23 protein-coding genes and 1 tRNA gene are annotated in these 24429 nt (G+C 72.2%); 13 read left to right on the top strand and 11 right to left on the bottom strand.

The annotated features are described in order from the left end of the window. Nucleotides 1-160: 160 nt before the first annotated feature. Nucleotides 161-1138: a sphingomyelin phosphodiesterase gene (gene sph, locus ACZ4Z5_RS05260; RefSeq protein ID WP_468256888.1), complete on the top strand. Its 978-nt coding sequence runs from the start codon at nt 161-163 to the stop codon at nt 1136-1138. Between the two features lie 69 nt (nt 1139-1207). On the opposite strand, the gene ACZ4Z5_RS05255 is transcribed toward sph, so the two are convergent. Together ACZ4Z5_RS05255 and ACZ4Z5_RS05250 are read right to left on the bottom strand one after the other, a co-directional pair. Further along, nucleotides 1208-1696 (bottom strand): macro domain-containing protein, encoded by a 489-nt coding sequence (locus ACZ4Z5_RS05255; protein WP_468256885.1) that lies wholly within the window; start codon nt 1694-1696, stop codon nt 1208-1210. Between the two features lie 106 nt (nt 1697-1802). After that, a complete protein-coding gene (locus ACZ4Z5_RS05250) occupies nt 1803-2630 on the bottom strand; it encodes a hypothetical protein (protein ID WP_468256882.1) in 828 nt (275 codons plus the stop codon). 263 nt (nt 2631-2893) lie between these two features. Between ACZ4Z5_RS05250 and ACZ4Z5_RS05245 the strand changes: the two genes are divergently transcribed. Next, nucleotides 2894-3622: a MerR family transcriptional regulator gene (locus ACZ4Z5_RS05245; RefSeq protein ID WP_468256879.1), complete on the top strand. Its 729-nt coding sequence runs from the start codon at nt 2894-2896 to the stop codon at nt 3620-3622. Between the two features lie 34 nt (nt 3623-3656). On the opposite strand, the gene ACZ4Z5_RS05240 is transcribed toward ACZ4Z5_RS05245, so the two are convergent. The 5 genes from ACZ4Z5_RS05240 to ACZ4Z5_RS05220 form a co-directional block, all read right to left on the bottom strand. Beyond that, entirely contained in the window at nt 3657-5828 is a 2172-nt protein-coding gene (locus tag ACZ4Z5_RS05240) for a 3-hydroxyacyl-CoA dehydrogenase NAD-binding domain-containing protein (RefSeq protein WP_468256876.1), read from the bottom strand. A gap of 34 nt (nt 5829-5862) precedes the next feature. Beyond that, complete coding sequence (locus ACZ4Z5_RS05235) at nt 5863-7077, bottom strand: acetyl-CoA C-acetyltransferase (RefSeq protein ID WP_468256873.1); 1215 nt, start codon at nt 7075-7077, stop codon at nt 5863-5865. Nucleotides 7078-7115: 38 nt separating this feature from the next. Beyond that, nucleotides 7116-8258 carry an acyl-CoA dehydrogenase family protein gene (locus ACZ4Z5_RS05230; protein WP_468256870.1) on the bottom strand — a complete coding sequence of 381 codons (1143 nt, stop codon included), beginning with the start codon at nt 8256-8258 and terminating at the stop codon, nt 7116-7118. Continuing rightward, nucleotides 8255-9406, bottom strand: a complete 1152-nt coding sequence (locus ACZ4Z5_RS05225) for a CaiB/BaiF CoA transferase family protein (RefSeq protein WP_468256867.1) — start codon at nt 9404-9406, stop codon at nt 8255-8257. The genes ACZ4Z5_RS05230 and ACZ4Z5_RS05225 overlap by 4 nt, the downstream gene beginning before the upstream one ends. A gap of 98 nt (nt 9407-9504) precedes the next feature. Continuing rightward, nucleotides 9505-9924, bottom strand: a complete 420-nt coding sequence (locus ACZ4Z5_RS05220; protein ID WP_468256864.1) for an MmcQ/YjbR family DNA-binding protein — start codon at nt 9922-9924, stop codon at nt 9505-9507. A gap of 87 nt (nt 9925-10011) precedes the next feature. Between ACZ4Z5_RS05220 and ACZ4Z5_RS05215 the strand changes: the two genes are divergently transcribed. Continuing rightward, nucleotides 10012-11202 (top strand): saccharopine dehydrogenase family protein, encoded by a 1191-nt coding sequence (locus ACZ4Z5_RS05215; protein WP_468256862.1) that lies wholly within the window; start codon nt 10012-10014, stop codon nt 11200-11202. Between the two features lie 21 nt (nt 11203-11223). Here the strand turns inward: ACZ4Z5_RS05215 and ACZ4Z5_RS05210 are convergent, their stop codons facing one another. Then, a complete protein-coding gene (locus ACZ4Z5_RS05210; protein ID WP_468256860.1) occupies nt 11224-11919 on the bottom strand; it encodes an endonuclease V in 696 nt (231 codons plus the stop codon). Between the two features lie 47 nt (nt 11920-11966). On the opposite strand from ACZ4Z5_RS05210, the gene ACZ4Z5_RS05205 reads away from it, so the two are divergent. Beyond that, nucleotides 11967-12266 carry a YciI family protein gene (locus ACZ4Z5_RS05205; RefSeq protein ID WP_468256858.1) on the top strand — a complete coding sequence of 100 codons (300 nt, stop codon included), beginning with the start codon at nt 11967-11969 and terminating at the stop codon, nt 12264-12266. Between the two features lie 60 nt (nt 12267-12326). Here ACZ4Z5_RS05205 and ACZ4Z5_RS05200 read toward each other — a convergent pair whose 3' ends face one another. Next, nucleotides 12327-12551 (bottom strand): hypothetical protein, encoded by a 225-nt coding sequence (locus ACZ4Z5_RS05200; RefSeq protein WP_468256856.1) that lies wholly within the window; start codon nt 12549-12551, stop codon nt 12327-12329. Between the two features lie 91 nt (nt 12552-12642). Here ACZ4Z5_RS05200 and ACZ4Z5_RS05195 point away from each other — a divergent pair, with 91 nt between their 5' ends. Beyond that, nucleotides 12643-12765: a hypothetical protein gene (locus tag ACZ4Z5_RS05195; RefSeq protein WP_468256854.1), complete on the top strand. Its 123-nt coding sequence runs from the start codon at nt 12643-12645 to the stop codon at nt 12763-12765. Between the two features lie 92 nt (nt 12766-12857). Here the strand turns inward: ACZ4Z5_RS05195 and ACZ4Z5_RS05190 are convergent, their stop codons facing one another. Continuing rightward, nucleotides 12858-13943: a WD40/YVTN/BNR-like repeat-containing protein gene (locus ACZ4Z5_RS05190; protein ID WP_468256852.1), complete on the bottom strand. Its 1086-nt coding sequence runs from the start codon at nt 13941-13943 to the stop codon at nt 12858-12860. Nucleotides 13944-14141: 198 nt separating this feature from the next. Here ACZ4Z5_RS05190 and ssgD point away from each other — a divergent pair, with 198 nt between their 5' ends. From ssgD to ACZ4Z5_RS05165, 5 genes are all read left to right on the top strand, one after another. Beyond that, entirely contained in the window at nt 14142-14558 is a 417-nt protein-coding gene (gene ssgD / locus ACZ4Z5_RS05185) for a spore wall synthesis regulator SsgD (protein WP_468256850.1), read from the top strand. Between the two features lie 298 nt (nt 14559-14856). Beyond that, nucleotides 14857-16494: an ABC-F family ATP-binding cassette domain-containing protein gene (locus ACZ4Z5_RS05180; protein ID WP_468256848.1), complete on the top strand. Its 1638-nt coding sequence runs from the start codon at nt 14857-14859 to the stop codon at nt 16492-16494. 36 nt (nt 16495-16530) lie between these two features. Then, on the top strand, nt 16531-17307 hold the full coding sequence (gene ddaH, locus ACZ4Z5_RS05175) for a dimethylargininase (RefSeq protein ID WP_468256846.1): 777 nt from the start codon (nt 16531-16533) through the stop codon (nt 17305-17307). A 115-nt stretch (nt 17308-17422) separates the two neighbouring features. After that, nucleotides 17423-18397, top strand: coding sequence for an acyl-ACP desaturase (locus tag ACZ4Z5_RS05170; protein WP_468256843.1), 975 nt, complete (start codon nt 17423-17425; stop codon nt 18395-18397). A gap of 60 nt (nt 18398-18457) precedes the next feature. Then, the gene (locus ACZ4Z5_RS05165; protein WP_468256840.1) at nt 18458-19351 is read left to right on the top strand and encodes a hypothetical protein; all 894 of its coding nucleotides are present in this window, start codon (nt 18458-18460) and stop codon (nt 19349-19351) included. Nucleotides 19352-19392: 41 nt separating this feature from the next. On the opposite strand, the gene ACZ4Z5_RS05160 is transcribed toward ACZ4Z5_RS05165, so the two are convergent. Then, nucleotides 19393-19468, bottom strand: a tRNA-Trp gene (locus ACZ4Z5_RS05160). 222 nt (nt 19469-19690) lie between these two features. Between ACZ4Z5_RS05160 and ACZ4Z5_RS05155 the strand changes: the two genes are divergently transcribed. The 3 genes from ACZ4Z5_RS05155 to ACZ4Z5_RS05145 all read left to right on the top strand — a co-directional run bounded on the left by ACZ4Z5_RS05155 (nt 19691) and on the right by ACZ4Z5_RS05145 (nt 24301). After that, nucleotides 19691-21208, top strand: a complete 1518-nt coding sequence (locus ACZ4Z5_RS05155; protein WP_468256837.1) for a hypothetical protein — start codon at nt 19691-19693, stop codon at nt 21206-21208. 400 nt (nt 21209-21608) lie between these two features. Beyond that, entirely contained in the window at nt 21609-22913 is a 1305-nt protein-coding gene (locus ACZ4Z5_RS05150; protein ID WP_468256835.1) for an AAA family ATPase, read from the top strand. A 44-nt stretch (nt 22914-22957) separates the two neighbouring features. After that, complete coding sequence (locus ACZ4Z5_RS05145) at nt 22958-24301, top strand: vWA domain-containing protein (RefSeq protein ID WP_468256833.1); 1344 nt, start codon at nt 22958-22960, stop codon at nt 24299-24301. Nucleotides 24302-24429 lie beyond the last annotated feature (128 nt).

Below are 24429 nucleotides of genomic sequence, written 5' to 3'. Positions count from 1 at the left end.
CGTCGGCCGGGTGCCACCGGACAAGGTGTTGTCCCGTTCGACGTCTGGCGGAAAAATGTTCGGTGCCGGATGGCTACCAGAAAGTAACTCCCGCTGCTTTGATGTGCGGCGCCGCTTATGCAGCGCTCCTTCAACCCCCACACCAGAACCGGGAGTTCCCGTGCCGCACTCCGTGCTCCGCCGTATACCCGGCGCAGCCCTCGCCGTCGCCGTCGCAGCCGCCACGGTGGTCGCGACCGCGCCCGCCGCCTCGGCCGCCGAGCAGCCGCAGCTCAAGGTGCTCAGCTACAACGCCTTCCTGTTCAGCAAGAACCTGTACCCGAACTGGGGCCAGGACCACCGGGCGAAGGCGATCCCGGCCGCGTCCTTCTTCCAGGGCAACGACGTGGTCGTGCTCCAGGAGGCCTTCGACAACGGCTCGTCCGACGCGCTGAAGGCGAACGCCGCCGCTCAGTACCCGTACCAGACCCCGGTGATGGGGCGGAGCACCAGTGGCTGGGACGCGACGGGCGGTTCCTACTCGTCCACCACGCCGGAGGACGGCGGTGTGACGGTGCTGAGCAAGTGGCCGATCCTGCGCAAGGAGCAGTACGTCTACAAGGACGCCTGCGGCGCGGACTGGTGGTCCAACAAGGGCTTCGTGTACGTGGTGCTGAACGTCAACGGCACGAAGGTGCACGTGGTCGGCACTCACGCGCAGTCCACGGACCCGGGCTGCCGCGCGGGGGAGGCGGCGCTGATGCGCAGCCGCCAGTTCAAGGCGATGGACGCGTTCCTGGACGCCAAGCAGATCCCGGCGGGCGAGCAGGTCATCGTCGCGGGCGACTTCAACGTCGACTCGCGGACCCCCGAGTACGCGTCGATGCTGGCCGACGGCGGCTTCGTCGGTGCCGACGCGCGCACCGGCCACCCGTACTCCTTCGACACGCGGGACAACTCCATCGCGTCCTACCGCTACCCGAGCGATCCGCGTGAGGACCTGGACTACGTCCTGCACCGCGCGGGGCACGTCCGTCCCTCGGGCTGGACCAACGAGGTGATCAAGGAGCAGACCGCGCCCTGGACCGTGAAGAGCTGGGGCGTCTCGTACACCTACACCAACCTGAGCGACCACTACCCGGTCGTCGCCGGCCGCTGACCCGGCCGCGTCAGCGCCCCGTGAGCCCCGGCTCGCGGGGCGCTTTCCCTCTTCGGGGCCGGAGGTCCGTCACCAGCGGTCGTCGCCGAAGTCGTACACGGTCACCGGTATGTCCCGGGCCGCCAGCCGGGCGCTGATCAAGGGTTCCACGCGGGACCAGCGTCCTCCGGCGAGTCCGCACCCGATCCGGGGCATGTGCACCGAGGCCCCGAGCTCCACGGCCTTGTCCGCGACGCTCGCCAGCGCCGTGTCGATCGCCTCGTAGCGCACCGGCACGCCCTTGCTCCCGGTGCGCATCCCGCGCTGCCCGATCATGTTGGCGACCCATATCCGGGGCTCGACCTGCACGTACTGCACCGCGCCCAGCGCGAAGTCGTTCCCGGCGCGCTCGCGGTGCCAGCGGCGGTAGGCCGCCTCGGGCTCGGACCAACGGCGGGACAGCGCGACGACGAACCCCTTGCCCCAGCCCCCGAGGTCGTTGCAGACGTGCGCGATCAGCTTGATGCCCTTGCCCTGCGGCGCGGCGGCGTCTCCCCGGATATAACGGATCTCATGCATGTGTTCACCGTACGGCGCGGCACTGACATCGGCGTCCGCCCGCACGGCGTCCGTCCGCTCCGTCGTCGTCGGCCGACCGCTCAGGAGTCGGGGCGTCCACCGGCGCTCAGGTGCCCGACAGGATGGTGAGCGTCTGGGCGTCGTTGGTGCGGTTGGGGTCTCCGGGCACGTTGATGGTGACGTGGATGGCGCCCGGTCCCGTACTCTTCACGGTGCCGAGGAACGGGATCTGCCCCTTGCCGCCGTTCGGCAGGCTGCCGCCGGTGCAGCGGAAGCCGGCACCCGCCGCGACGCACTGGAATCCGTTGAAGGTGCCGGACTCCGGGAGACGCCGCATCGTCATCGTGCCCGTGGGCTGGACCTCGATGGTGATGTCCTTGGCGTCGGCGCCCGTGTTGGCGTAGTTCACCCAGTAGTTACGGTTGGAGGCGGGCGGCGGAGCCGCGTCGCCGTCGATGGAGCCGACGGAGACATCGGAGGGATTCGCGGCCGAACCCGCGGGCTTGGCGCAGAGCTTGTCGGACTCACTCGTGACCTCCAGCGGATCCGGCCGCGGAAGTGGATCGTTCTTGCCCGAGACCGGCTGCCTGAGCAGGGTCCTGATGACTCCGCAATAGCCGATGCCGGGCAGGATCTTGGCGTTGAACGTCTCCGTGCGGACCCGTCCTTGGCCGGGCACCTTGTCCCATGTCGCCTCGAGCACGACCCCGCCCCCCGGGTCCTGCGGGGTGAGGACGAGCGTGTGGCTGACCGCGTTGGGGGTGAGGTCCTTGAACGTGACGGTGACGTTGGGGGCATTGAGCTCCAGGTTCATGAGGTCGGTGGCGCCTTTTACCGGTGCGGCCGGTGTGGCGAGACCGAGCGCCAGCCCGCAGGCCATGCCGCTCGCCACGGCTCCGCGGAACAACCAGCGGAAGTGCGTCCTGTGTGTCATGGCGAACCCCGTTCCCAGCAGAGGCGGAGGAACCGTGGGGGTGCACCGCGGCGGTGTCCGTCGCGACCGGTGGTGTCGGGCACGCGCCCGTCTCGTAGGGTGGCAGGCTCTGCTGCGGGGCACCCGCGTCGCTGCTCTCATCGTCACGCCGATCGGCGACCGTGTCCAAACAGCGCCCGCGCCCGGCGGCCGTCCGGCGCCCCGACGGGCCCGGTCCGGCGCAGGGCTTTCACACATCCGGTGAGACAGCGATACTGTTCCACATGGAGGAGCTGGCGGACGAACCCGTTCTCACGGTCGACGAGCTGGCCGCGCGGGCCGGAGTCACCGTGCGGACGATCCGGTTCTACAGCACGCGGGGGCTGCTGCCGCCACCGGTGCTCGGGCCGCGGCGGGTCGGGCACTACGGGCCGGTGCACCTCTCGCGGCTGGCGCTGATCGAGGAGCTGCAGAATCACGGGCTGACCCTGGCGGCCATCGAGCGGTACATCCACCGGCTGCCGGAGGACCTCACCCCGAACGAGCTGGCGCTGCACCGCGCCCTGGTCGCTTCGTGGGCGCCGGACTCGGCTGACGAGGCGACGCGGACGGAGCTGGCGAAGCGGGCGGGGCGCGCGCTGTCGGAGCAGGACATCGACCGGCTGGTCGCCATGGGCGTCCTGGAGCGCACCGGCGCGGAAGGGGTGTACCGGGTCGACCGGGGCCTGATGGCGCTCGGGGTCCAGCTGCTCGACGTGCCGATCGCCCACGAGACGATCCTCGCCTCGCGCGAGGTGCTGGTGGAGCACGCCCGGGAGACGGCCCGGGAGCTGACCCGGCTGTTCCGCGACGAGGTGTGGGGTCCGTACCGCGAGCGGGAGTCGGACCCCGACCATGTGACGGCGATGAAGTCGCTGTCCGCCCATATGCAGCCCATGGTGGTGCAGGCGCTGGTGACGGCGTTCCAGCGGTCCCTGCGGGAGGAGCTGCGGGCCGCGTTCGAGGCGGAGTGAGGCGTACGCCTGCGAACGCGGCCCGCGCCGACGCCTACGCGTCGGTGAAGGTCTCGCCGCGCCCGGCCTTCTCCACCAGCAGAGCCGGCGGTTCGAACCGCTCGCCGTAGCGTCCGGCGAGCTCACGGGCCCGTGCCACGAAGCCGGGCAGGCCGCCTTCGTAGCCGTTGACGTACTGGAGCACCCCGCCGGTCCACGCGGGGAAACCGATGCCCATGATGGAGCCGATGTTGGCGTCGGCGACCGACGTCAGCACGCCCTCCTCCAGGCAGCGGACGGTGTCCAGCGCCTCCGAGAAGAGCATGCGCTCCTTCATGTCCTCGAAGGGGATGTCCGTGGCCGGCTTGGTGAAGTGCTCGCGGAGCCCCGGCCAGAGCCCGGCGCGCTTGCCGTCCGCGTAGTCGTAGAAACCGGCGCCGCCGCTACGGCCGGGGCGCCCGAACTCGTCGACCATGCGGTCGATGACCGCGTCCGCCGGGTGACCGGTCCACGTGCCGCCCGCCTCCTCGACCGCGCGCCGCGACTCGTTGCGGATCTTGCGGGGCAGGGTGAGGGTCAGCTCGTCCATCAGCGAGAGCACCTTGGCCGGATAGCCGGCCTGGGCCGCGGCCTGTTCGATGGAGGCGGGCTCGGCGCCCTCGCCGAGCATCGCCACGCCTTCGTTGATGAACCGGCCGATGACCCGGGAGGTGAAGAAGCCCCGGGAGTCGTTGACCACGATGGGGGTCTTCCTGATCCGGCGCACCAGGTCGAACGCGCGGGCCAGCGCCTCGTCACCGGTGCGCTCGCCCTTGATGATCTCGACGAGCGGCATCTTGTCGACGGGCGAGAAGAAGTGCAGGCCGATGAAGTCGTCGGGTCGCTCGACTCCCTCGGCGAGGGCGGTGATGGGGAGGGTGGAGGTGTTGGAGCAGAGGAGCGCATCGGGGGCGACGATGCTCTCGATCTCCTGGAACACCTTGTGCTTGAGCGAGGTGTCCTCGAACACGGCCTCGATGACGATGTCGCAGCCGGCGAGGTCCTGCGGGTCGGCGGTCGGCGTGATGCGCGCCAGCAGCGCGTCGCGCTCGGCCTCGGTGGTGCGGCCGCGGCTCAGGGCTTTGGCGAGCAGGCCTTCGGAATAGGCCTTGCCCCTGTCGGCGGCTTCCTGACTGATGTCCTTCAGCACGACGTCCAGGCCGGCACGGGCACAGGAGTAGGCGATGCCCGCGCCCATCATGCCCGCGCCGAGGACGGCGACCTTGCGCATCTCGCGCGGCTCGATGTCCTTGGGGCGGCTGGCGCCCGAGTTGACGGCCTGGAGGTCGAAGAAGAACGCCTGGATCATGTTCTTGGCGGTCTGTCCTGTGACCAGCTCGGTGAAGTACCGGGCCTCGATGACCTGCGCGGTCTCGAAGTCCACCTGGCTGCCCTCGACCGCACAGGCGAGGATGTTGCGGGGCGCCGGGTAGGGGGCGCCGCCCAGCTGCTTCTTGAGGCCGGCGGGGAACGCGGGCAGGTTCGCGGCGAACCTGGGGTTCGACGGGGTGCCTCCGGGGATCTTGTAGCCGGGCACGTCCCAGGGCTGCTTCGACTCGGGGTGCGCGTCGATGAAGGCGCGGGCCTTCGCGAGCATGTCCTCGTGCGTCTCCGCGACCTCGTGGACGAGGCCGTTCTCCAGGGCCCGCTTCGGGGAGTACTGGGTGCCCTGGAGCAACACCTTCAGGAGGGCGTCGGCGATGCCCATCAGCCGCACGGTCCGGGTGACACCGCCGCCGGCGGGGAGCAGGCCGAGGGTGACCTCGGGAAGGCCGATCTTGGAGCCGGGCGCGTCGAGGGCGATGCGGTGGTGGCAGGCGAGGGCGATCTCGTAACCGCCGCCGAGCGCCGCGCCGTTGATCGCGGCGACGACGGGCTTGCCGAGGGTCTCGATGCGGCGCAGCGAGGCCTTGATGGCCATGCCGGTCTCGAAGGCCGCCTCGGCGTCCTCCGGCCGGAGTCTGATCATGTCCTTGAGGTCGCCGCCCGCGAAGAAGGTCTTCTTGGCGGAGGTGAGGACGATGCCGCGGATGCCGTCCTTCTCGGCCTCGGCGCGGTCGGCGATCGCCGCGATGGAGTCCTTGAAGGCCTGGTTCATGGTGTTGGCGGACTGGTTGGGGTCGTCGAGGACGAGGGTGACGACGCCGGTCTCGTCCTGTTCCCAGCGGATCGTGCTGGACTCGCTCATGAGTGGTTTCTCCGTAAGGGGGTGGACGGGACGGTCAGAGACGCTCGACGATCGTGGCGATGCCCATGCCGCCGCCGACGCAGAGCGTGGCGAGGCCGTACCGCTTGTCCTGGCGCTCCAGTTCGTCGATGAGCGAACCGAGGATCATCGCGCCGGTGGCGCCGAGCGGGTGGCCCAGGGCGATGGCGCCGCCGTTGACGTTGACCTTGTCGAGGGACAGTCCCATGTCGCGGACGAAGCGCAGTACGACGGCGGCGAACGCCTCGTTGATCTCGACCAGGTCGATGTCGTCGATGGTCAGTCCAGCCTTGGCGAGCGCCTTGCGGGTGGCGGGGGCCGGCCCGGTGAGCATGATCGTCGGCTCGGAACCGGAGACCGCCGCGGAGACGATGCGGGCGCGGGGCCGCAGCCCGTACCGCTCGCCGACCTCCTTGGAGCCGATGGCGGCGAGGGAGGCGCCGTCGACGATGCCGGAGGAGTTGCCGGCGTGGTGGACGTGGTCGATCTTCTCGACCCAGTGGTACTTCTGCAGGGCGACGGCGTCGAAGCCGCCGAGTTCGCCGATGTCGGCGAAGGACGGCTTCAGCTTGGCCAGGGAGTCGGCGGTGGTGCCGGGCCGCATGTGCTCGTCGTGGTCGAGGACGACCAGGCCGTTGCGGTCCTTGACGGGGACCACGGACCGGTCGAAGCGGCCGTCCTTCCATGCGGCGGCGGCACGCTCCTGGGACAGGGCGGCGTATTCGTCGACGTCTCGGCGGGAGAAGCCCTCGACGGTGGCGATCAGGTCGGCGCCGATGCCCTGGGGCACGAATCCGGTGTCGAAGTTGGTCATCGGGTCGGCGAACCAGGCGCCGCCGTCGGAGGCCATGGGGACGCGGGACATCGATTCGACGCCTCCTGCGAGCACCAGGTCCTCCCAGCCGGAACGGACCTTGGCGGCGGCGAGGTTCACGGCTTCGAGGCCGGAGGCGCAGAAGCGGTTCTCCTGGACGCCGGCGACGGTGTCGGGCAGGCCTGCGGCGATCGCGGCGATGCGGGCGATGTCGGAGCCCTGGTCGCCGACCGGGCCGACGACACCCAGCACGATGTCGTCGACCGCGGCCGGGTCCAGGCCGGGGAAGCGGTCGCGGATCTCGTGGATCAGCCCGACGACGAGGTCGATGGGCTTGGTGCCGTGCAGAGCGCCATTGGCCTTGCCTCGTCCGCGCGGGGTGCGGATCGCGTCGTACACGTACGCTTCGGTACTCAAGTCAGCAGCCTTTCGGGGTCTGGGAGGGTGAGGCGGAGTCAGGCGAGCAGGGAACGGCCGATGATCTCCTTCATGATCTCGGTGGTACCGCCGTAGATCGTCTGGATGCGGCCGTCGGTGAAGGCCCTGGCGACGGGGTACTCGCTCATGTAGCCGTAGCCGCCGTGCAGTTGGAGACAGCGGTCGGCGACCCGCTTCTGGAGTTCGGTGGCCCACCACTTGGCCATCGAGGCGTGGACCGCGTCGAGTCCGCCATCGGAGTGGTCGACGATGCAGCGGTCGACGAAGGTACGGGTGACGGTGCACTCGGTGGCCATCTCGGCTATCTCGAAACGGACGTGCTGGAGTTTGGCGAGGGGGCGGCCGAAGGCCTCGCGCTCCTTGACGTACCGGGTGGTGATCTCCAGCAGGTGTTCGGCCGCGGCGATGCCGGCGACGGCGATGTTGAGCCGTTCCTGCGGAAGGTTGGTCATCAGGTGGACGAAGGCGCCGTTGAGCTCGCCGAGGAGGTTCTCCTTGGGGACCCTGACGTCCTCGAGGAACAGTTCGGCGGTGTCCTGCGCCTTCTGGCCGATCTTGTCGAGGTTGCGGCCGCGCTCGAAGCCCTCCATGCCTCGTTCCACGACCAGCAGGGACAGTCCGTGGGCGCCGCCCTCGGGGGTGGTCTTGGCCACGACGATCACCAGGTCGGCGAGTATGCCGTTCGAGATGAAGGTCTTGGAGCCGTTGAGCAGCCAGTGGTCTCCGCGGTCCTCGGCGGTGGTGCGGATGCCCTGGAGGTCGGAGCCTGCGCCCGGTTCCGTCATGGCGATGGCGGTGATGATGTCGCCGCTGCAGAAGCCGGGGAGCCAGCGACGCTTCTGCTCCTCGGTGGCCAGCCCGGTCAGGTAGGGGCCGATGATGTCGTTGTGGAGCCCGACGGCGATGCCGGGGGCCCCGGCGCGGGTGAACTCCTCGGCGAGGACGGCGCTGTAGCGGAAGTCCGTGGTGCCTCCTCCGCCGTACTCCTCCGGCACGGCGAGGCCGAGCAGGCCCTGGCGGCCGGCGGCGCGCCACGCCTCACGGGCGACGATCCCGTCCTTCTCCCACTGTTCGTAGTGCGGGAGCACTTCCTTGGCGAGGAAGGTGCGAACGGTCTCGCGGAACGCGTCGTGCTCGGCGGTGAAGATCTGTCGCTTCACGGTCGGGTCCCCCCGGTGTCTGCCGTCGATGGGTGGGTGAGCCGCGGCACTGCCCAGTCGCGTGCCACTTCGTCGGTGTCCGCGCCGGGCTGTGCGGGCGGGCGGCGCACCGCGCCCGGGGTGGCGGAGAAGCGGGGTGCGGGCGCGGGCTGGGTGAGGCCGCCGTGGACGGTGAAGGTGCCGCGTGCCGCCAGATGGGGGTGCGCGGGTGCCTCGCGGAGCGACAGGACGGGCGCGACACAGGCGTCGCTGTCCTCGAACACGGCGGTCCATTCGGCGCGGGTCCTGGTCCGGAACCGCGCCTCGATCGCGGAGCGCAGCTCGCCCCAGCGGTCGAAGTCCTTGCGGGCCGGCGCCTCCTCCTCGATGCCGAGGAGCCGGATGAACTCGGCGTAGAACTGCTGCTCCAGGGGGCCGACGGCCATGTACTCGCCGTCGGCCGTCTCGTAGCAGCCGTAGAAGGGGCAGCCGCCGTCGAGGAGGTTGGCGCCGCGCCGGTCCTGCCAGCCGCCCGCGGCCATCATTCCGTGGATCATCGTGGTGAGATGGGCGGCGCCGTCCACGATCGCCGCGTCGACGACCTGTCCGTCGCCGTGGGCACGGGCGTGGTGGAGTGCGGCGAGCACGCCGACGACGAGGTAGAGGGAACCGCCCGCGTAATCGCCGAGGAGGTTCGCCGGGACGCTGGGCGGCCGGCCCGCGTCGCCGATCATGCCGAGCGCCCCGCTGATGCCGATGTAGGCGATGTCGTGTCCGGCGCGCGGGGCGAGCGGCCCCTCCTGGCCCCAGCCGGTCATCCGTCCGTAGACGAGACGGGGGTTGCGGGCGTGGCAGTGCTCGGGGCCGATTCCCAGGCGTTCGGCGACGCCCGGCCGGTAGCCCTCGATCAGCGCGTCGGCGCGCTCGACCAGGTCGAGGACCTGCCGGCGGCCCTCCTCGGTCTTGAGGTCGACCAGTACGGATCGCTTGTTGCGGTTGGTGAGGTCGTACGCCGGGTCGATCGCGAGACCGGCGCCGCCGGGCCGGTCGACCCTCACCACGTCGGCTCCGAGGTCGGCGAGGAGCATGGCGGCGAACGGACCGGGACCGATACCCGCCAGTTCGACCACCCGGACGCCGGCCAGCGGGCCGTGGGCTGTCGCTGCCATTTCACCCCTCGCCACGACGGCTGTGACACAACTGATGTAACACTCAGGATGTTAAGAACGCGTTCCACTCCGCACAAGGCCTGTGGACAAGCAAGCGCTCAGTCGGTTGCGGAGGCGTCCGCCACAGGCGTCACGCCGCGCGCGTCGAGCTCCGCGACCAGCTTCTTCGTCACGATCGTCCGGTAGCTCTCCTCGACCCAGTCGCAGAGCACGTCCGCCCTCGGCGCGCCCTTCTCCGCCAGCGGCACGGACACCCAGCCGGCCTTCCCCAGTCCGTACCCGGACGGCGCGGCGCCCGGAGCGGAGAGTGCGTGGGCGTGCACCGCCTCGTCCTCAAGCTTCACTCCGATGCCCGGCGGACAGCTGCCGTCGGTCACCCCGAGGAAGACGAACACCTTCTTGTCGGCCTTGATCACGGTCTCGCCCCACGGGAACTCCTCCACCGCCCCGGGCAGAGTCAGCGCGAAGGCGCGCACCTTCTCCCATTTGGTCAGGGCATGTCTCGGCACTGCGGGCATCCGGACCTCCGTCATCGCGCACGACTCCCGATCCCACGCTAGCCTCGGCCACCGACAACGGCGCGGAACCATCTGCGGAGGACCAGGGTGAACGGGCACAGCAGCGCGGAACGTACCTACGACGTCGTGTTGTTCGGGGCGACGGGCTTCGTGGGTGCCCTCACCGCCGAATACCTCGCGACACACGCACCGCGGGAGTGCCGCTGGGCCCTGGCCGGGCGCAGTCCGGCCAAGCTGGAACGGCTCCGCGAAAGGCTGGCGGAGATCGCCCCGGAGTGCGCCGGGATCCCCCTGCTGACGGCCGACGCCGACGACCCCGACGCGCTGCGCGCCCTCGCCGAGTCCACCCGGGTGGTGGCCACCACGGTCGGCCCCTACATCTGGCACGGCGAACCCCTCGTCGCCGCCTGCGCCGAAGCGGGCACCCACTACGTCGACCTCACCGGCGAGCCGGAGTTCGTCGACCTCATGTTCGTACGGCACGACGCCCGCGCCCGGGAGACCGGCGCCAAGATCGTGCACTCCTGCGGGTTCGACTCGGTACCGCACGACCTCGGCGCCTGGTTCACCGTCCAGCAGCTGCCCGAGGACGTCCCGCTGCGCGTCGACGGCTTCGTCCGGACCAACGCCCTCATCTCCGGAGGCACCCTCGCCTCCGCGCTCACGGTGATGAGCCGCGGCCCGCAGGCACTGCGCGCCGCCCGCGAACGCCGACTCCACGAGCCCCGCCGGGTCGGCCGGCGCATCGCCGCGCCGCTCGGCGCTCCCAGCTTCCGGCGCGAGACCGGCACCTGGGCGCTCCCGCTGCCGACCCTGGACCCGCAGGTCATCGCGCGGTCGGCCGCGGCGATCGACCGCTACGGACCGGACTTCCGGTACCGGCACTTCGCATCGGTCAAGCACCTCCCGGTGGCCGTGGGCGGCGTCGTCGCCGCCGGCGGCATCGTCGCCGCCGCCCAGGTACCGCCGCTCCGCCGCTGGATCAGCAGCCGCTACGAACCGGGCCGCGGCCCCAGCGCCGAGGTGCGCGGGCGCAGCTGGTACACCGTCCGCTTCGTGGGCGAGGGCGGCGGCCGCCGGGTCCTGACCGAGGTCTCCGGCGGGGACCCGGGCTACGGCGACACCGCGAAGATGCTCGCCGAGTCCGCGCTCTCCCTGGCGTTCGACGACCTGCCACCGGCCGCCGGCCAGCTGACCACCGCCGCAGCGATGGGCAACGCCCTCATCGGCCGGCTGCAGACCGCCGGCATCCGCTTCCGGGTCGCCGACAACAGGTGACGGCCGCCCGCCGGGCGCGCGTCACGCGCCCGGCACGGCCGCCCGGAGCGCCCGGCGGCAGAGGGCGTCGGCGAGGCGGGTGGATTCGGGAAGCCTGAAGCCCGGGGCGAGCCGGAGGACATGGGCGCAGGCGTTGTCCAGTCCGACGCGGTGTCCCACCGACACGAAGACCGGTTTCACCCCGTCACGCGTGCGCAGGGCCCGGCCGACCTCCTCTCCCCCGTCGAGCAGCGGCGAGGAGTCCCCCCGAAGCGGGCCCGGCTGCTCGTAGTGGAAGGTGAACGGGTTCTTGGCGACACCGATCACCGGCAGCCCGGTCAGGACCCCGAGGTGTGCGGCGAGGCCGAAGCGGCGTGGATGTGCCCGGCCGTACCCGTCGCAGACGACGAGGCCGGGGTCCGTACCGAGGCGTTCCAGGGCGGCGAGCACCGTGGGGATCTCACGGAAGGCGAGCAGGCCGGGCACATAGGGGAAGGCGACCCGGCCGACCGCGGTCGCCTCCTCGACCACCTCGAGCGTCGCCGCGTCCAGTACGACCGCCGCGGCGGCGACCACGTCCCGTGCGTCGTCGTACGCCACGTCGACGCCGGTGACGTGTCCGGTGCCGGGGGCGGGGCCCGTCTCGTCGAGGATCACGCGGGTGCGCAGTTCGTCCTGGAGCGCCTTGGCCCGCTCTTCGTCCTGCGGCCAGTCCGCGGGTGTGCCGATGATCGTCATGGTCCCCCCACCCTATGGCCCCGGGCCCGCTGGGTAGCCTGGCGGGCATGTTCGTACTGGAACTCACCTACATCGCACCCCTGGAGCGGGCCGACGCCCTGCTCGACGCCCATGTCGCCTGGCTGGACGAGCAGTACGCCGCGGGCGTCTTCATCGCGTCGGGCCGCAAGGTGCCGCGCGACGGCGGCGTCATCCTGGCCGCCGGTGTCGACCGCGCGGCGATCGAGAAGATCGCGGCCGGCGACCCGTTCACGGTGGAAGGCGTGTGCGAGTACCGGATCACCGAGTTCGTCGCGACGAAGACGGCACCCGACCTGGGCGCGTACCGGGAGTTGCCGCCGGCGTAGCACCGCCCGTCGGGGAGTGGCCGGCGTCGCCCGGCGTGCGGGGCCCACGGTGGCGAACGCCTACGGTGTGACCGTGGAACCCCTGGAGGCCGCCGACGACACGGCCGCGCTGATCGAGGGCGCCGCCTCGCCGTTGTGGTCGGTGAGGGCCGCCGCCGGGCAGCGGCCGGGCGGGTGGAGGTGCCCGGTGTCGCCGAGGTCCTCCACCTCCTTCTGCTGGACCCGTACGACACTGCCGTGACGCAGGACACCGCCCGCGCGCTGCTGGAGCGGGGGGACGTCCACGGTCCGCGACGTCCTGGCCGCACTCGCCCGCGCCCACGACGCGGGAACCGCCGACCACCTCGTCGCGGAGGTCCATGGGGACCCGCGCTGGATGGGCGACGCCGGTGCCGCCGCGCTCCGTGAGCAGTCGGGCCGGCCGGCTTCCGACGCCGACCCGGACGTACGCGCCGAGGCCCGGCGACTGCTGGAGCCACCGGGGCGCTCGGTGGGGTGATAGGCCGAAGGCCCGTCGAGATCACGTGGGCGCCCCGCCGTGGAGGCGGCGCGCCGGCGCCCCGCCCCGGTACGCCGAGCGCACGGTCCCGGTCAGCCGAGGCGGGCCACCCGGCCCTTCTCGCCGGAGGCCCAGCAGCCCAGGTCGGGCGCACAGTCGATGGTGTCGTAGGAGCCGGTGTCGACGGTGCGCCAGGTCCGGCCGCCGTCGGTCGTCAGATCGGTGCCGGTGGGGCCGACGGCGAGGGCGGCGTGCCGGGTGTGCGGCAGCCAGGCCACGCCCGACCGGTAGGCGGGCGGAGGTGCGGTCGCGGCGCTCCAGGTGCGGCCCCCGTCACGGGTCACGGCCGCCGCCCGCGGCGAGGGCTCGCCGGTGCGGTAGTCACCCCCGACGGCGATGCCGTGCCGCCGGTCGCGGAAGGCCAGCGCGAAGACGCCGCGCGCCGGGTCGCCCGCCGGGATCGCCGACTCGGCCACGGTCCACGTCCGGCCCCGGTCGGCGGAGTGCAGGACCCGTGCCGTGGCGGCTCCGCCGGTGGCCAGCCATACGTCCTTCCTGCCGGACGCGACCAGGCACTGCCCGCTCGCCGCGAAGGCCGCCTCGCCCGCCTGGGCGGCCGGCATGCCGTCGCCGGGGAGGACCTTCCAGCTGCGGCCGCCGTCGGACGTGGACAGGATGCGGTACTTCCCGTCGACCGGGTCGCTCATGGCGAGTCCGTGCCGGGTGTCGAAGAAGGTGACGCAGTCGTAGAAGGCCCGCGGATCGGTGTTGCGGAACGACTCGATCCAGTTCGCGCCGCCGTCCTCGGTGCGGAAGATCCGGGAGGCCTCGCCCTCGCCGATGGCGAGGACCACCGCCCGGTGGCCGTCGAACGCCTCGATGTCGCGGAACTCCAGTTTCTCCGCGCCCGGCGGGGAAACGTTGCGCCAGCTGCGTCCGCCGTCGGCGGTGCGCAGTACGGTGCCCTTCGAACCGGCCACCCACGCACTCGCGCGGCTCACCGCCGCGAGCCCGCGTAACCGTACGTCGGTGCCGGTCTGCTTGGGCTCCCACACGGTGCGGGCCGTGCTGTCGTCCCGGTTCCGGTTGTGGTCTGCCTGCGCAGGGGCTGCGGTCAGGGACAGCATCAGCGCCACCCCGCCCAGTCCTGCCGACACCAGTCGTCTCGTCTTCCCCATGGACCCCATGGCGGGCGAAGCTAGCCCAGCGTTCCGGGGCCGTCCAGGGTGCGAATCGCGCCATCGGGCCGGGGTGGCCGGAAGCGGTGACACAGCTCACGCCCCCCGTGGGTGCACGCATCGGCGCGTTCCTCCGTCTCCCATGGTGAGAACTTCTCGACCGCCGAACCGCCGAGCCGTGAGTAGGGGTGCCGGGCCTTGTCAACCGTCATCGAACAGCCCGTAGAGGCCCGTCTCGTCGCCTCGAACCCCCGTATGGAGACGGTGCCGGCGGCATTCCGCTACGACCCCGTCGACCCCTTCGCGGTACGCATGGCCTTCCCCGCCGACGCGACGCTGGAGGGCACCGACGTGTCCTGGGTCTTCGCGCGCGAACTCCTCCAGGACGGACTGGACGCCCCCGCCGGCCTCGGCGACGTCCGCGTCCGGCCGTACGGCTACGACCGGACCGTGCTGGAGTTCCACGCCGCCGAGGGCGTGGCGGTCGTCCACGTCCGCACCTCCGAGCTGAGCCGCTTCCTGCGCCGGACCCAGCTGCTCGTGCCGCCGGGCGAGGAGCACCGGTTCCTCGACGTCGATCATCACGTGGCGGAACTGCTCCGCGACGCCGGCTGATCCCACCATCACGCCCTCGCCGGCGCCCATAGGGCACCCGCGCACACCGCGGAGCGAAAAACCGTTTGGCGCCCGGCCGACGGCTCCCTACCGTTGACGCAGGCCCTGTCGTCGTCGGATTGGAGCAGGCCGTTGCTCGTCTGAGGTCATGAGACACCGTGTCGCACAGCTCTGTGCCTGTGCGCCCGTGCATGACCTCGGCCTGCCCTGCGCCGCCGGTCCCCGACCGGGCCTCCGTGCTGTCCCGAGCGGTGTCTCCCCCCGTTGCACCTTTTCCCCCCAGCAACCGGAGACGCTCATGTCAGCAGTTCCGTCACACACCCATGTCCTGTGTTCCGCCCTCTCGTTCACCTGGCCGGACGGCCGCGTGGTGTTCGACGGGCTCGACTGGGCGGTCGGCCCCGGCCGTACCGGACTCGTCGGTCTCAACGGCTCGGGGAAGTCCACCCTCCTGCACCTGGTCTCGGGTCGGGTCCGCCCCACCGGCGGCAATGTCAGGGTCGCGGGCGAGATCGGTCTGCTGCCGCAGGACCTCGTCCTCGACACCGGACTCCCGGTCGACGAGGCCCTGGGCATCGCGGGGATCCGGCGTGCCCTGCACGCCATCGAGTCCGGTGACGCCCGCGAGGAGCATTTCGCGGCCGTCGGGGACGACTGGGACGTCGAGGAGCGGGCCCGGGCGACACTCGACCAGCTGGGCCTGGACCGAATCGGCTTGGACCGCACGGTCGGTGAGGTGTCCGGCGGCGAGTCCGTCCTGCTGAGGTTCGCCGCGCTGATGCTGAGCCGGCCGGACGTGCTGCTCCTCGACGAACCGACCAACAACCTCGACCTGTACGCCCGCAGACGGCTCTACGAGGCCGTGGACGCCTGGCCGGGAGTCATGATCGTGGTGAGCCACGACCGTGAACTGCTGGAGCACGTCGACCGGATCGCCGATCTCCGCGACGGCGGTATCAGGCAGTACGGGGGTGCCTACTCGGACTACGAACGGGCTCTCGAAGCCGAGCAGGAGGCGGCCGAACGCATGGTGCGGGTCGCCGAGGCGGATGTGCAGCGGCAGAAACGCGAACTGGCCGACGCCCAGGTGAAGCTGGCGCGCAGAAAGCGGTACGGCCAGAAGATGTGGGACACCAAACGAGAACCGAAGATCGTCATGGGCAACCGCAAGCGCGCGGCCCAGGAGTCCGCGGGCAAGCACCGCACGATGCACACCGAACGGCTGGCGGCGGCCCGTGAACGCCTCGACGAGGCGGTGGAGGCCGTCCGCGACGACGACGAGATCAGGATCGAGCTGCCGTACACCCGGGTGCACCCGGGCCGGGACGTGCTGACGCTCCGCGACCTGCGGCTGCGGCACGGGACGTGCACGGAGGGCGAGTTCGCGGTCCGGGGTCCCGAACGGATCGCGCTGCTCGGCAGGAACGGCGCCGGCAAGACGACGCTGCTGCGGACGCTCGCGGGCGAGCTCGCGCCACTCGCCGGGGAGGCCGCCGTCCACGTCCCGGTGCGGTTCCTGCCGCAGCGGCTCGACATCCTGGACGACGGGCTGAGCGTGGTGGAGAACGTGGCGCGGTTCGCTCCGCAGGCGACCGGCAACGCGATCAGGGCCCGTCTGGCGCGCTTCCTGTTCAGGGGCGCCCGTGCCGACCAGCCGGTCGGCACGCTGTCGGGAGGTGAGCGGTTCCGCGCGTCGCTGGCGGCCCTGATGCTCGCCGAGCCTGCTCCCCAGCTGCTGATGCTGGACGAACCGACGAACAACCTGGACATGGCGAGCGTGCGCCGGCTCACGGCGGCTCTCGCCGCCTACGAGGGGGCGTTGATCGTGGCAAGCCACGACATGCCGTTCCTGGATTCGATCGGCATCACACGCCGGCTGGTTCTCGACGGGGAACGGAGCCCGCTGTCCGCGCGGGGGGCGACCGACGGTCCATGATGGGCGGCACCGCTCCCGATGTGTCAGGAGGTTCCCATGCCCAGCAGGAAAGCCCTGGTCCGGCGCCCGAGCCCGCGTCTCGCCGAAGGACTGGTCACCCACATCGAGCGCAGTCCGGTCGACGCCGGGCTCGCCCTCGCGCAGTGGGAGCAGTACGCCGGGGCGTTGCGGGCGCACGGCTGGGAGACCGTGGAAGCGGCCCCGGCCGACGACTGTCCGGACGGGGTGTTCGTCGAGGACGCCGTCGTGATGTTCCGGAATGTGGCGTTGGTCACGCGGCCGGGTGCGGAGTCCCGCCGCCCGGAGACTCCGGGGGTGGAGGACGCGCTGACCGCGCTGGGCTGCTCGGTGAACCGGGTACGCGCACCGGGCACTCTCGACGGCGGCGACGTCCTGAAGATCGGGGACACGGTCTACGTGGGCCGCGGCGGCCGCACGAACGCGGAGGGCGTGCGGCAGCTGCGGGCGGCGTTCGAGCCGCTCGGCGCCCGGGTCGTCGCCGTACCGGTGAGCCGGGTCCTGCACCTGAAGTCGGCGGTGACGGCACTGCCCGACGGTACGGTCATCGGCTACGAGCCCCTGGTGGACACCCCTTCGCTGTTCCCGCGCTTCCTGCCGGTACCGGAGGAGTCGGGCGCCCATGTGCTGCTGCTGGGCGGCGGCCGGCTGCTGATGGCCGCGAGCGCACCGAAGTCGGCGGGGCTCTTCGCGGACCTCGGGTACGAGCCGGTTCCCGTGGACATCGGCGAGTTCGAGAAGCTCGAAGGCTGCGTCACCTGCCTCTCGGTGCGGTTGCGCGGCCTATGGGCATGACGCTGAGCGCGCGCACCGTCACACAGAGAGGACTTGGCTGAACCGGATCCCCGCCTTAACCTACGGTCTCGTAACCTACGAGCCCGTAGGTACTTCCGCGTTTCCAGGAGCACCCGTGACCCTCACCTCTCCCCACCTCGGCAGCCCGGACGGGTGGACGGACGCCCGGCTGCTGTACGCGCTGGAAGAGGTGGTGGAGCAGGAGCTCAACCGCCATCTCAAGGTCGCCAAGGACTGGATGCCGCACGAGTACGTGCCGTGGTCGGACGGGCGCAACTTCCCCGGTGTGTTCGAGGACGGCGAGGCCTGGCAGCCGGAGCAGTCGAAGGTCACCGACATCGGCCGGATCGCCCTCGTGGTCAATCTGCTGACCGAGGACAACCTTCCGAGCTACCACCACGAGATAGCGACGCTTTTCGGCCGCGACGGCGCCTGGGGCACGTGGGTGCACCGCTGGACCGCCGAGGAGGGCCGGCACGGCATCGTGATGCGCGACTACCTGCTCGCCTCCCGCGCCGTGGACCCGGACAAGCTGGAGCAGTTCCGGATGGCACACATGTCGGAGGGCTTCGAGTCGGACAACCGCCACTCGATGCTGCACTCCGTCGCGTATGTGTCGTTCCAGGAGCTCGCCACCCGCATCTCGCACCGCAACACGGGCCACCAGTCCGGCGATCCCGTCTGCGACCGGATGCTGGCCCGGATCGCGACCGACGAGAACCTGCACATGGTCTTCTACCGCAACCTCCTGCGCGCGGCCTTCGAGATCGCACCCGACCTCACCATGCAGGCCGTACGGGACGTCGTCGTCGACTTCCGGATGCCCGGCCACGGGATCCCCGGCTTCGAGCGGGCCGCCGCACAGATGGCCATCGGCGAGGTCTACAACCTGCGCATCCACCACGACGACGTCCTGGAGCCGGTGCTCCGCTTCCTCAAGGTGATGGAGATCGACGGACTGGGGCCGGAGGGCCGGCGGGCGCAGGAGGAACTCGGCCTGTACATGGACGGTCTCGACTCCGAAGCGCGCAAGTTCGACGAGCGCCTGGCCGCACGGAAGGCCCGGATGGCGGCCCGCCGCACGGCCTGACCGGCCCGTCGGGCCGGGCACGCTCCCGGCCCCGCGGGGTGCCCGTCCCCGGCGGGTGGCATGATCGGCTGCGACATCGGCCGACGAGGCCGGTACATCGGCCGGCAGCGGACGGGGGCGGCGATGCAGCACGACCGGAGCACGGACCCGGGCCTGAACGTCCTGCTCGGCCACACCGACGAGGACGTGGCGCGGGCGGTGCGGGAGCGCCTGGGCGTCGAGGAGCCACGGCCCGCCGTGACGCCGTCCCGGTACGCCGCCGGACCGCAGCTGTCCGTCGCACCGGCGTCCGTCGCCCTCTGGATGCTGGAACACGACGATCCCGCGATCAACGAGATCGTGTACCTGCACAGCGACGCGGGCTCGGCCGTGCGGCGCGCGATCGCCCGCGGGGAGCCGTTCGGCCCGGGGACGAAGGGGCCGCTGCTCGTGCGCGGGGCGGTGGCGGCCTTCCCGCCGCCGACGGAGCCACCGCTCGGCCCGGACGGACTGGTCGCCGCCCTGCGCCGCGCCACCGGCATGAAACGCGCCCGCAGCGCGGCCGCCCGCGTCCACCGGGCGGACTGGCCTGCGGTCGCCGCCGCCGACGCCGTGGATCCGCTGCCCGGATACGCACGCTGGGCGCTGTCCCTCCGCATCGACTGCCCGAAGGCGCTGCGCGAACGGTTCAGCGACCACCCCTCCTTCGCCCATCGGATGCGGCAGGCGGGGATCGTCGACGGTCCCGCCGAGTACGTGCAGGACTGGCGCCCCGCACGGGACGTACTGGCCGTGCTCGACATGGGCCGCTGGGCGTTTCCGCAGCGCCTCCCCCAAGCCGGGGAAGTACTGGAACCCCTCGTACGGGAACGGCTGGGCGACAACATCGAGGCATGGGCCGTGACCGGCCGGCTGCTGCCCACGTTCGCCGGCACCGTGCCCGAACTCCTCATCACGGCGGGCGCGGTCGCCTGACCGGGCGGCACCGTCCGGCGTGGGCGATGCGCTGGGGGGGGGGCGGGGCGGCTGGGATCGAACCAGCGTGTTCCGGTTCTGGAGACCGGCGCGTCTGCCTCTGCGCTACGACCCCGCCCTTGCGGAGCATCCTAGGCGGTTTCGTTCGGTTCGGCGGGCCGGAGAAGACGCCCGCGGCGGGTGGCCCGGCCGGGTGGGTGGCCGCGGTCCTCCCGCAACGGGTCTTCGGTGGGAGGCCGAACGAGACTGACAGATCATCGTGGTGCTGCTTATGATGCCGGGGATGATGAACTTCACCTCAAACGGATTGGGGGAATCGTCCGCGCAAGGTGAGTGCTGATGGCACATCACTTCGCGAACACGATTCCGTCCCGCTTGCTGATGTGGCAGCGCGTGCGCGAGTACGCCGTGCCACCGTCCATGATCGAGACCGCGACCGCACGGCGTGCGGTCGGTGACTGGGCTGGGGCCTGCGCCGCCGCCCGGATCGACGTCGATCTCGATCTGCGCGCCGTGCGCAACCGCCACGGCATCGATCTCGCCACCCGCGTCAGAGTGGATCTGCGCAGGCTGGCGCCGGATCTGCTCCGCTGGCACATGCCCCGGATCGCCCCCGACGGGCGGCTCAGGCCGGGTCTCACCATCAGCCTGGCTCGTTACCCGAGTTCCGGCGCCAATCCGCTGCAACTCGTGGTGCGGACACCGCCGGCCCGGGCGGACGCCGGACAGCGGATGTCCCTGGCCCTGTGGGACGAGGCCGGGAACGACGCCCCCGGGCACCATCCGCACCCGCACCCCGACCGGCGATTCCGGCTCGACCTGCACCGGCACCTCTGGGACTTCGGACGGAGCAGCGAACTGGCACGGCGGTGCGGTGCGGACGGGACACCGTCCATGGCGCCGTCCGACCCACCTCACACACCCGGCCGGCCAGTCCTGCCGGAGCATCCGGTCCTTCCGGATCGGCCGGATCGGACCACTGTGCACGATGGTTCGTGGGCGTGGGGACGGTGGGCCGCCGAGGCGGAGTTGCTGTTGCGGGCCGAGGGGCGCCCTCGGGGGGCCTTCACCGTACGGCTCGGTGCCCGGAGCCGCGCCGTGCTCGAACTCCTCGCCCCCGACGACAGCCATGCCCCGGTCTTCCGGCCACTGCGGGAGGGACTGCCGCCGCAGGAGGTCGCGGCGCTTCCGGTGCTGCCGGAGGCGGCGGCTCGGGTCCTTCCGGATCTGGAGCTGCTGCGGGCCGGGCTGGTCGCCGCGGATCGGCTGCATCCGCTCGTCGCCGCGGCACTGGCGGTGTCCGGCTCGGCGTCGGCGGCCGGTCCCGACCCCGAGCCCGAGCCCGGCGATCCGCACCGCGTGGAGTGCCGGGGCGAGGTCCACCGGATCGCGCTGCGGAAGGGGACGCTGACGGCGATCGATCACGACCCGGCCCAACTGCGCCGGGAGGAACTGCTGGTGGCACTCGGCGGTCCTGCGCTGCCCTGCCTGCGGGCGATCGACGCGGTGCACCGCAGCCCGGAGGCCTTGCCCGCGGTCCGGGAGCGGCTCCGGCACGGTGACGTCACCGGGGCTCTCGCCGCGGTCGAGGGCCTGCTCGGTCCCGGTGCGGTCCTGCGCGACGGGCCGCTCCGCGAGGAGCTGGAGTCGGCCGCGGCCCGCCGCATCGACCAAGGCCTCTTCCGTTCGGGGCTGGTCGACGTGCACCCCGGTGCCGGTGCGGAAGCGGGCGGGAACGCCCCGGGCTCGCAGCACGCGGAGGCGGGCCACCGTCCCCGGCTCGACCGCCGTACGCCTCTCGCGATGCGCCGCAAACGGAACAGCCGGGGCCGGCCCCGCACCGGCGTGACGTACTGACCGGGCGACGCCCAGACCAGCCGGCGTCCGGACCATCCGGTGTACCGACCGGGCGACGTCCAGACCATCCGACATACCGACCGGGCGACGTCCAGACCAGCCGGCGTACCGACCAGCCGACGTCCAGACCAGCCGACGTACCGACCATCCGACGTACGACCGGGCGACGTACCGACCAGCCGGCTTCCGGACCAGCCGACGTACCGACCAGCCGGCTTCCGGACCAGCCGACGTACCGACCGGGCGACGTCCGGACCATCCGGCCGGCTGACCGACCATCCGGCCGCGCGAAGACCCCTTCGCCCAAGTCCTGTGCGCGCACGTGCGTTCCGCGTCGCAAGCCCACTCACATCCGGGACGGGCCGTGCCCCGTTCCCCCATCCCACCCCAGGTGATGCCCATGACTTCCAGCACACTTCTGCCCGCCCCGGCCCCGGCCGCTGGCACGCCCGCACCCACCCCCGCCCGCGCATCCGGAACCGTCACCCAACTCGCCCTCACGGACGACCTCCTGACCCTCCTCCGGACGACCACCACCGAATCGCGTCCCGACGAGCAGCTCGAAGCGCTCACCCTGGCCGTCGCGGCGGACCTTCCCGTGCTGCTCTGGGGCGAGCCGGGCATCGGCAAGACCGCGGCCCTGACGCAGCTCGCCACCTCCCTCGACCTGCCGCTGACGACGGTCATCGCCAGCGTCCACGAGCCGACGGACTTCTCCGGCCTGCCCGTCGTCGGCGACGACCCGGCGGTGCAGGGGGTGCCGATGGCGCCGCCGCAGTGGGCCCTGGAGCTCGCGCGGACCGGGCGGGGGCTGCTCTTCCTGGACGAACTCTCCACCGCCACCCCGGCCGTCCAGGCCGCCCTGCTCCGGGTCGTCCTGGAGCGGAAGGTCGGTGCGCTGCAACTGCCGCCCGGGGTGCGGATCGTGGCCGCCGCCAATCCTCGTGCCTCGGCGGCGGACGGGTGGGAACTGAGCCCTCCGCTGGCCAACCGGTTCGTCCATCTGTACTGGGTGCACGACCGGGAGGTGGTGGTGCGCGGACTGGGCGGGGTCTGGCCCCGGGCGGAGCTGCCCCGGCTGGCGCCGGAGCGGCTGCCGGAGGCGGTGGCTTTCGCCCGACGAGCGGTCTGCGGCTTCCTTGAAGCCCGGCCGACGCTGATCCACCGGTTGCCGAGCACCGAGACACGGCGCGGCGGCGCCTGGCCCTCGCCCCGGAGCTGGGAGGCCGCGATGACCCTGCTGGCCTTCGGCACGGCGGCCTCCGTCTCGCGGGAGGTGCTGGCGCTGCTGGTGCGGGGTGCGGTGGGGGACGGGCCGGGGCTCGAACTCCTCGCCCATCTGGACCGGATGGACCTGCCGGACCCCGAGTCGCTGCTCGCCGACCCGCCTTGCGCGGAGCTGCCGGTGCGGGGCGATCTGCGTCAGGCCGCGCTGGAGGCGGTGGTGGCCGCCGTCGGGGCACGGCCCGAGCGGGATCGCTGGGAGGCGGGATGGGCGGTGCTGGTCAGGGCGCTGGAGACCGGGCCCCCGGACCTGGTGGTCGCCCCGGCGCAGGCGCTGGCCGGGCTGCGGCGCGACGACTGGGAGGTGCCGACGGCCGTGGAGCGGCTGGCCGGGGTGATCGGTCTCGCCCGGCGGGCGGACCGGTCGGTGGGGAGGGCCGCCGCCGCGGCCGCCGGGCGTGCGTCGGCGGCACGCCGATGACCGGGGCCACGAAGCGCCCGGGGCCGCACCCGCTGCCGCGGCCCATGTCCCGGCCCGCGCCGCCGCGCCCGGTACGGGCCGCCGTGCCGGGTCCTCCCGCCGGTTCCGGCGGCTCGGACGGCCGGCCCGGACTCCCGCTGGACACGGAGAAGTTGCTGGCCGCCCGACTGCACGCGGTGAAGGTCCGCCCCTACCTGGCCGCCGCGCTCTTCGCGCTGCACGTGGTGGAGGACCGGTCGGTGCCGACGATGGCGGTGGACGCGCACTGGCGCTGCTACGTCTCCCCCGCCTTCGTGGCGGCCACCCCGGTGGAGGAGCTGGCGGGCGTATGGGTGCACGAGGTTTCCCATCTGCTCCGGGACCACCACGGACGGGGCGAGCGGTATGCGCGGGAGCACGGGGAGCACGGGCCGGGCGAGCGAAGCGGGACGGGCGTCCCCCGGACCGAAGGCCTGGGGAGGCTGCGGCGCAACATCGCCGCCGACTTCGAGATCAACGACGACATCTACGGCGACGGGCTGCCCCGGCCTGCCGGGGCCGTGGTGCCGTCGATGCTGCGGCTGGACGCCGGGCTGCTGATGGAGGAGTACCTACGGACGGCGTCGCTGTCCGGGCTCACCTCGGACCTGGCCTGGCTGGACTGCGGCAGCGGTGCCGATGGACACGACCGGCCGTGGGAGCTGGGGCCCGACGGGGCGCACGGGCTGAGCAGGCAGCAGGGGGACGCGGTCCGCTTCCGGGTCGCGGAGGGGATCAAGGGTCGGCCGGGGGATGCTCCGGAGGGGTGGCGCCGATGGGCGGACGAGGCGTTCCATCCGCCGCAGCCGTGGCGGCAGTTGCTGGGGGCGGCGGTCCGCTCGGCGGCCGGCGCGCCGGGGGTGGGCGAGAACCACAGCTACCGGCGTCCGTCCCGGCGCTCGGCCGGTGTCCCCGGGGTGCTGTTGCCGAGCCTGCGCCGTACTCCGCCCCGGGTCTGCGTCGTGATCGACACCTCCGGGTCGGTGAGTGACGCCGAGCTGGGCAGCGCGCTGCTGGAGGTGGCGGCGATCTCACGGGCGGTGGGCGGGCGGCGCGACCTGGTCTCGGTGATCTCGTGCGACGCGGCGGCCGGGGTCGCCGTCCCGCTCTGCCGGGCCGAGAACATCGAGCTGGTCGGCGGCGGGGGTACGGATCTGCGCTCCGGTTTCGCCCTGGCGCTCCGATCCCGACCCCGCCCGGACGTGATCGTCGCCCTGACGGACGGTCAGACACCGTGGCCCTCCGCCCAGCCGCCCTGCCGCACCGTCGTGGGTCTCTTCCCCCGGCACGCCCTCGTCGTGAACGAGGAGGACCCCTCGTACGTCCCGGACGCCCCGCCGCCCTGGGCGCGGGTCGTCACCATCGGCTGAGGAAGCGCATTGGCCCGGCCCCGTCAGGCAGGGACCGGCCCCCCTCAGGCAGTGGACCGGCCCCGCCAGGGCTCCCTGGCGGCCGCGCCCTTGTCAGTGGTCCCTGATACCAATGAGTGCAGCACAAG

This window comes from Streptomyces sp. NPDC030222 (assembly GCF_055573115.1).
Note: the sequence above shows the minus strand (reverse complement) of the source record. Positions and strands in the feature narration are given on the sequence as shown.

What these genes read in the sequence shown, in the direction of transcription:
- ddaH (WP_468256846.1), top strand. Translation starts at nt 16,531, where the DNA reads ATGCCCAGCAGGAAAGCCCTGGTCCGGCGCCCGAGCCCGCGTCTCGCC.
- ACZ4Z5_RS05205 (WP_468256858.1), top strand. Translation starts at nt 11,967, where the DNA reads ATGTTCGTACTGGAACTCACCTACATCGCACCCCTGGAGCGGGCCGAC.
- ACZ4Z5_RS05250 (WP_468256882.1), bottom strand. Translation starts at nt 2,630, where the DNA reads ATGACACACAGGACGCACTTCCGCTGGTTGTTCCGCGGAGCCGTGGCG.
- ACZ4Z5_RS05190 (WP_468256852.1), bottom strand. Translation starts at nt 13,943, where the DNA reads ATGGGGAAGACGAGACGACTGGTGTCGGCAGGACTGGGCGGGGTGGCG.
- ACZ4Z5_RS05145 (WP_468256833.1), top strand. Translation starts at nt 22,958, where the DNA reads ATGTCCCGGCCCGCGCCGCCGCGCCCGGTACGGGCCGCCGTGCCGGGT.
- ACZ4Z5_RS05165 (WP_468256840.1), top strand. Translation starts at nt 18,458, where the DNA reads ATGATCGGCTGCGACATCGGCCGACGAGGCCGGTACATCGGCCGGCAG.
- ACZ4Z5_RS05225 (WP_468256867.1), bottom strand. Translation starts at nt 9,406, where the DNA reads ATGGCAGCGACAGCCCACGGCCCGCTGGCCGGCGTCCGGGTGGTCGAA.
- ACZ4Z5_RS05255 (WP_468256885.1), bottom strand. Translation starts at nt 1,696, where the DNA reads ATGCATGAGATCCGTTATATCCGGGGAGACGCCGCCGCGCCGCAGGGC.
- ACZ4Z5_RS05180 (WP_468256848.1), top strand. Translation starts at nt 14,857, where the DNA reads ATGTCAGCAGTTCCGTCACACACCCATGTCCTGTGTTCCGCCCTCTCG.
- ACZ4Z5_RS05210 (WP_468256860.1), bottom strand. Translation starts at nt 11,919, where the DNA reads ATGACGATCATCGGCACACCCGCGGACTGGCCGCAGGACGAAGAGCGG.
- ACZ4Z5_RS05240 (WP_468256876.1), bottom strand. Translation starts at nt 5,828, where the DNA reads ATGAGCGAGTCCAGCACGATCCGCTGGGAACAGGACGAGACCGGCGTC.
- ACZ4Z5_RS05155 (WP_468256837.1), top strand. Translation starts at nt 19,691, where the DNA reads ATGGCACATCACTTCGCGAACACGATTCCGTCCCGCTTGCTGATGTGG.
- ACZ4Z5_RS05220 (WP_468256864.1), bottom strand. Translation starts at nt 9,924, where the DNA reads ATGCCCGCAGTGCCGAGACATGCCCTGACCAAATGGGAGAAGGTGCGC.
- ACZ4Z5_RS05195 (WP_468256854.1), top strand. Translation starts at nt 12,643, where the DNA reads ATGGGCGACGCCGGTGCCGCCGCGCTCCGTGAGCAGTCGGGCCGGCCG.
- ACZ4Z5_RS05245 (WP_468256879.1), top strand. Translation starts at nt 2,894, where the DNA reads ATGGAGGAGCTGGCGGACGAACCCGTTCTCACGGTCGACGAGCTGGCC.
- ACZ4Z5_RS05150 (WP_468256835.1), top strand. Translation starts at nt 21,609, where the DNA reads ATGACTTCCAGCACACTTCTGCCCGCCCCGGCCCCGGCCGCTGGCACG.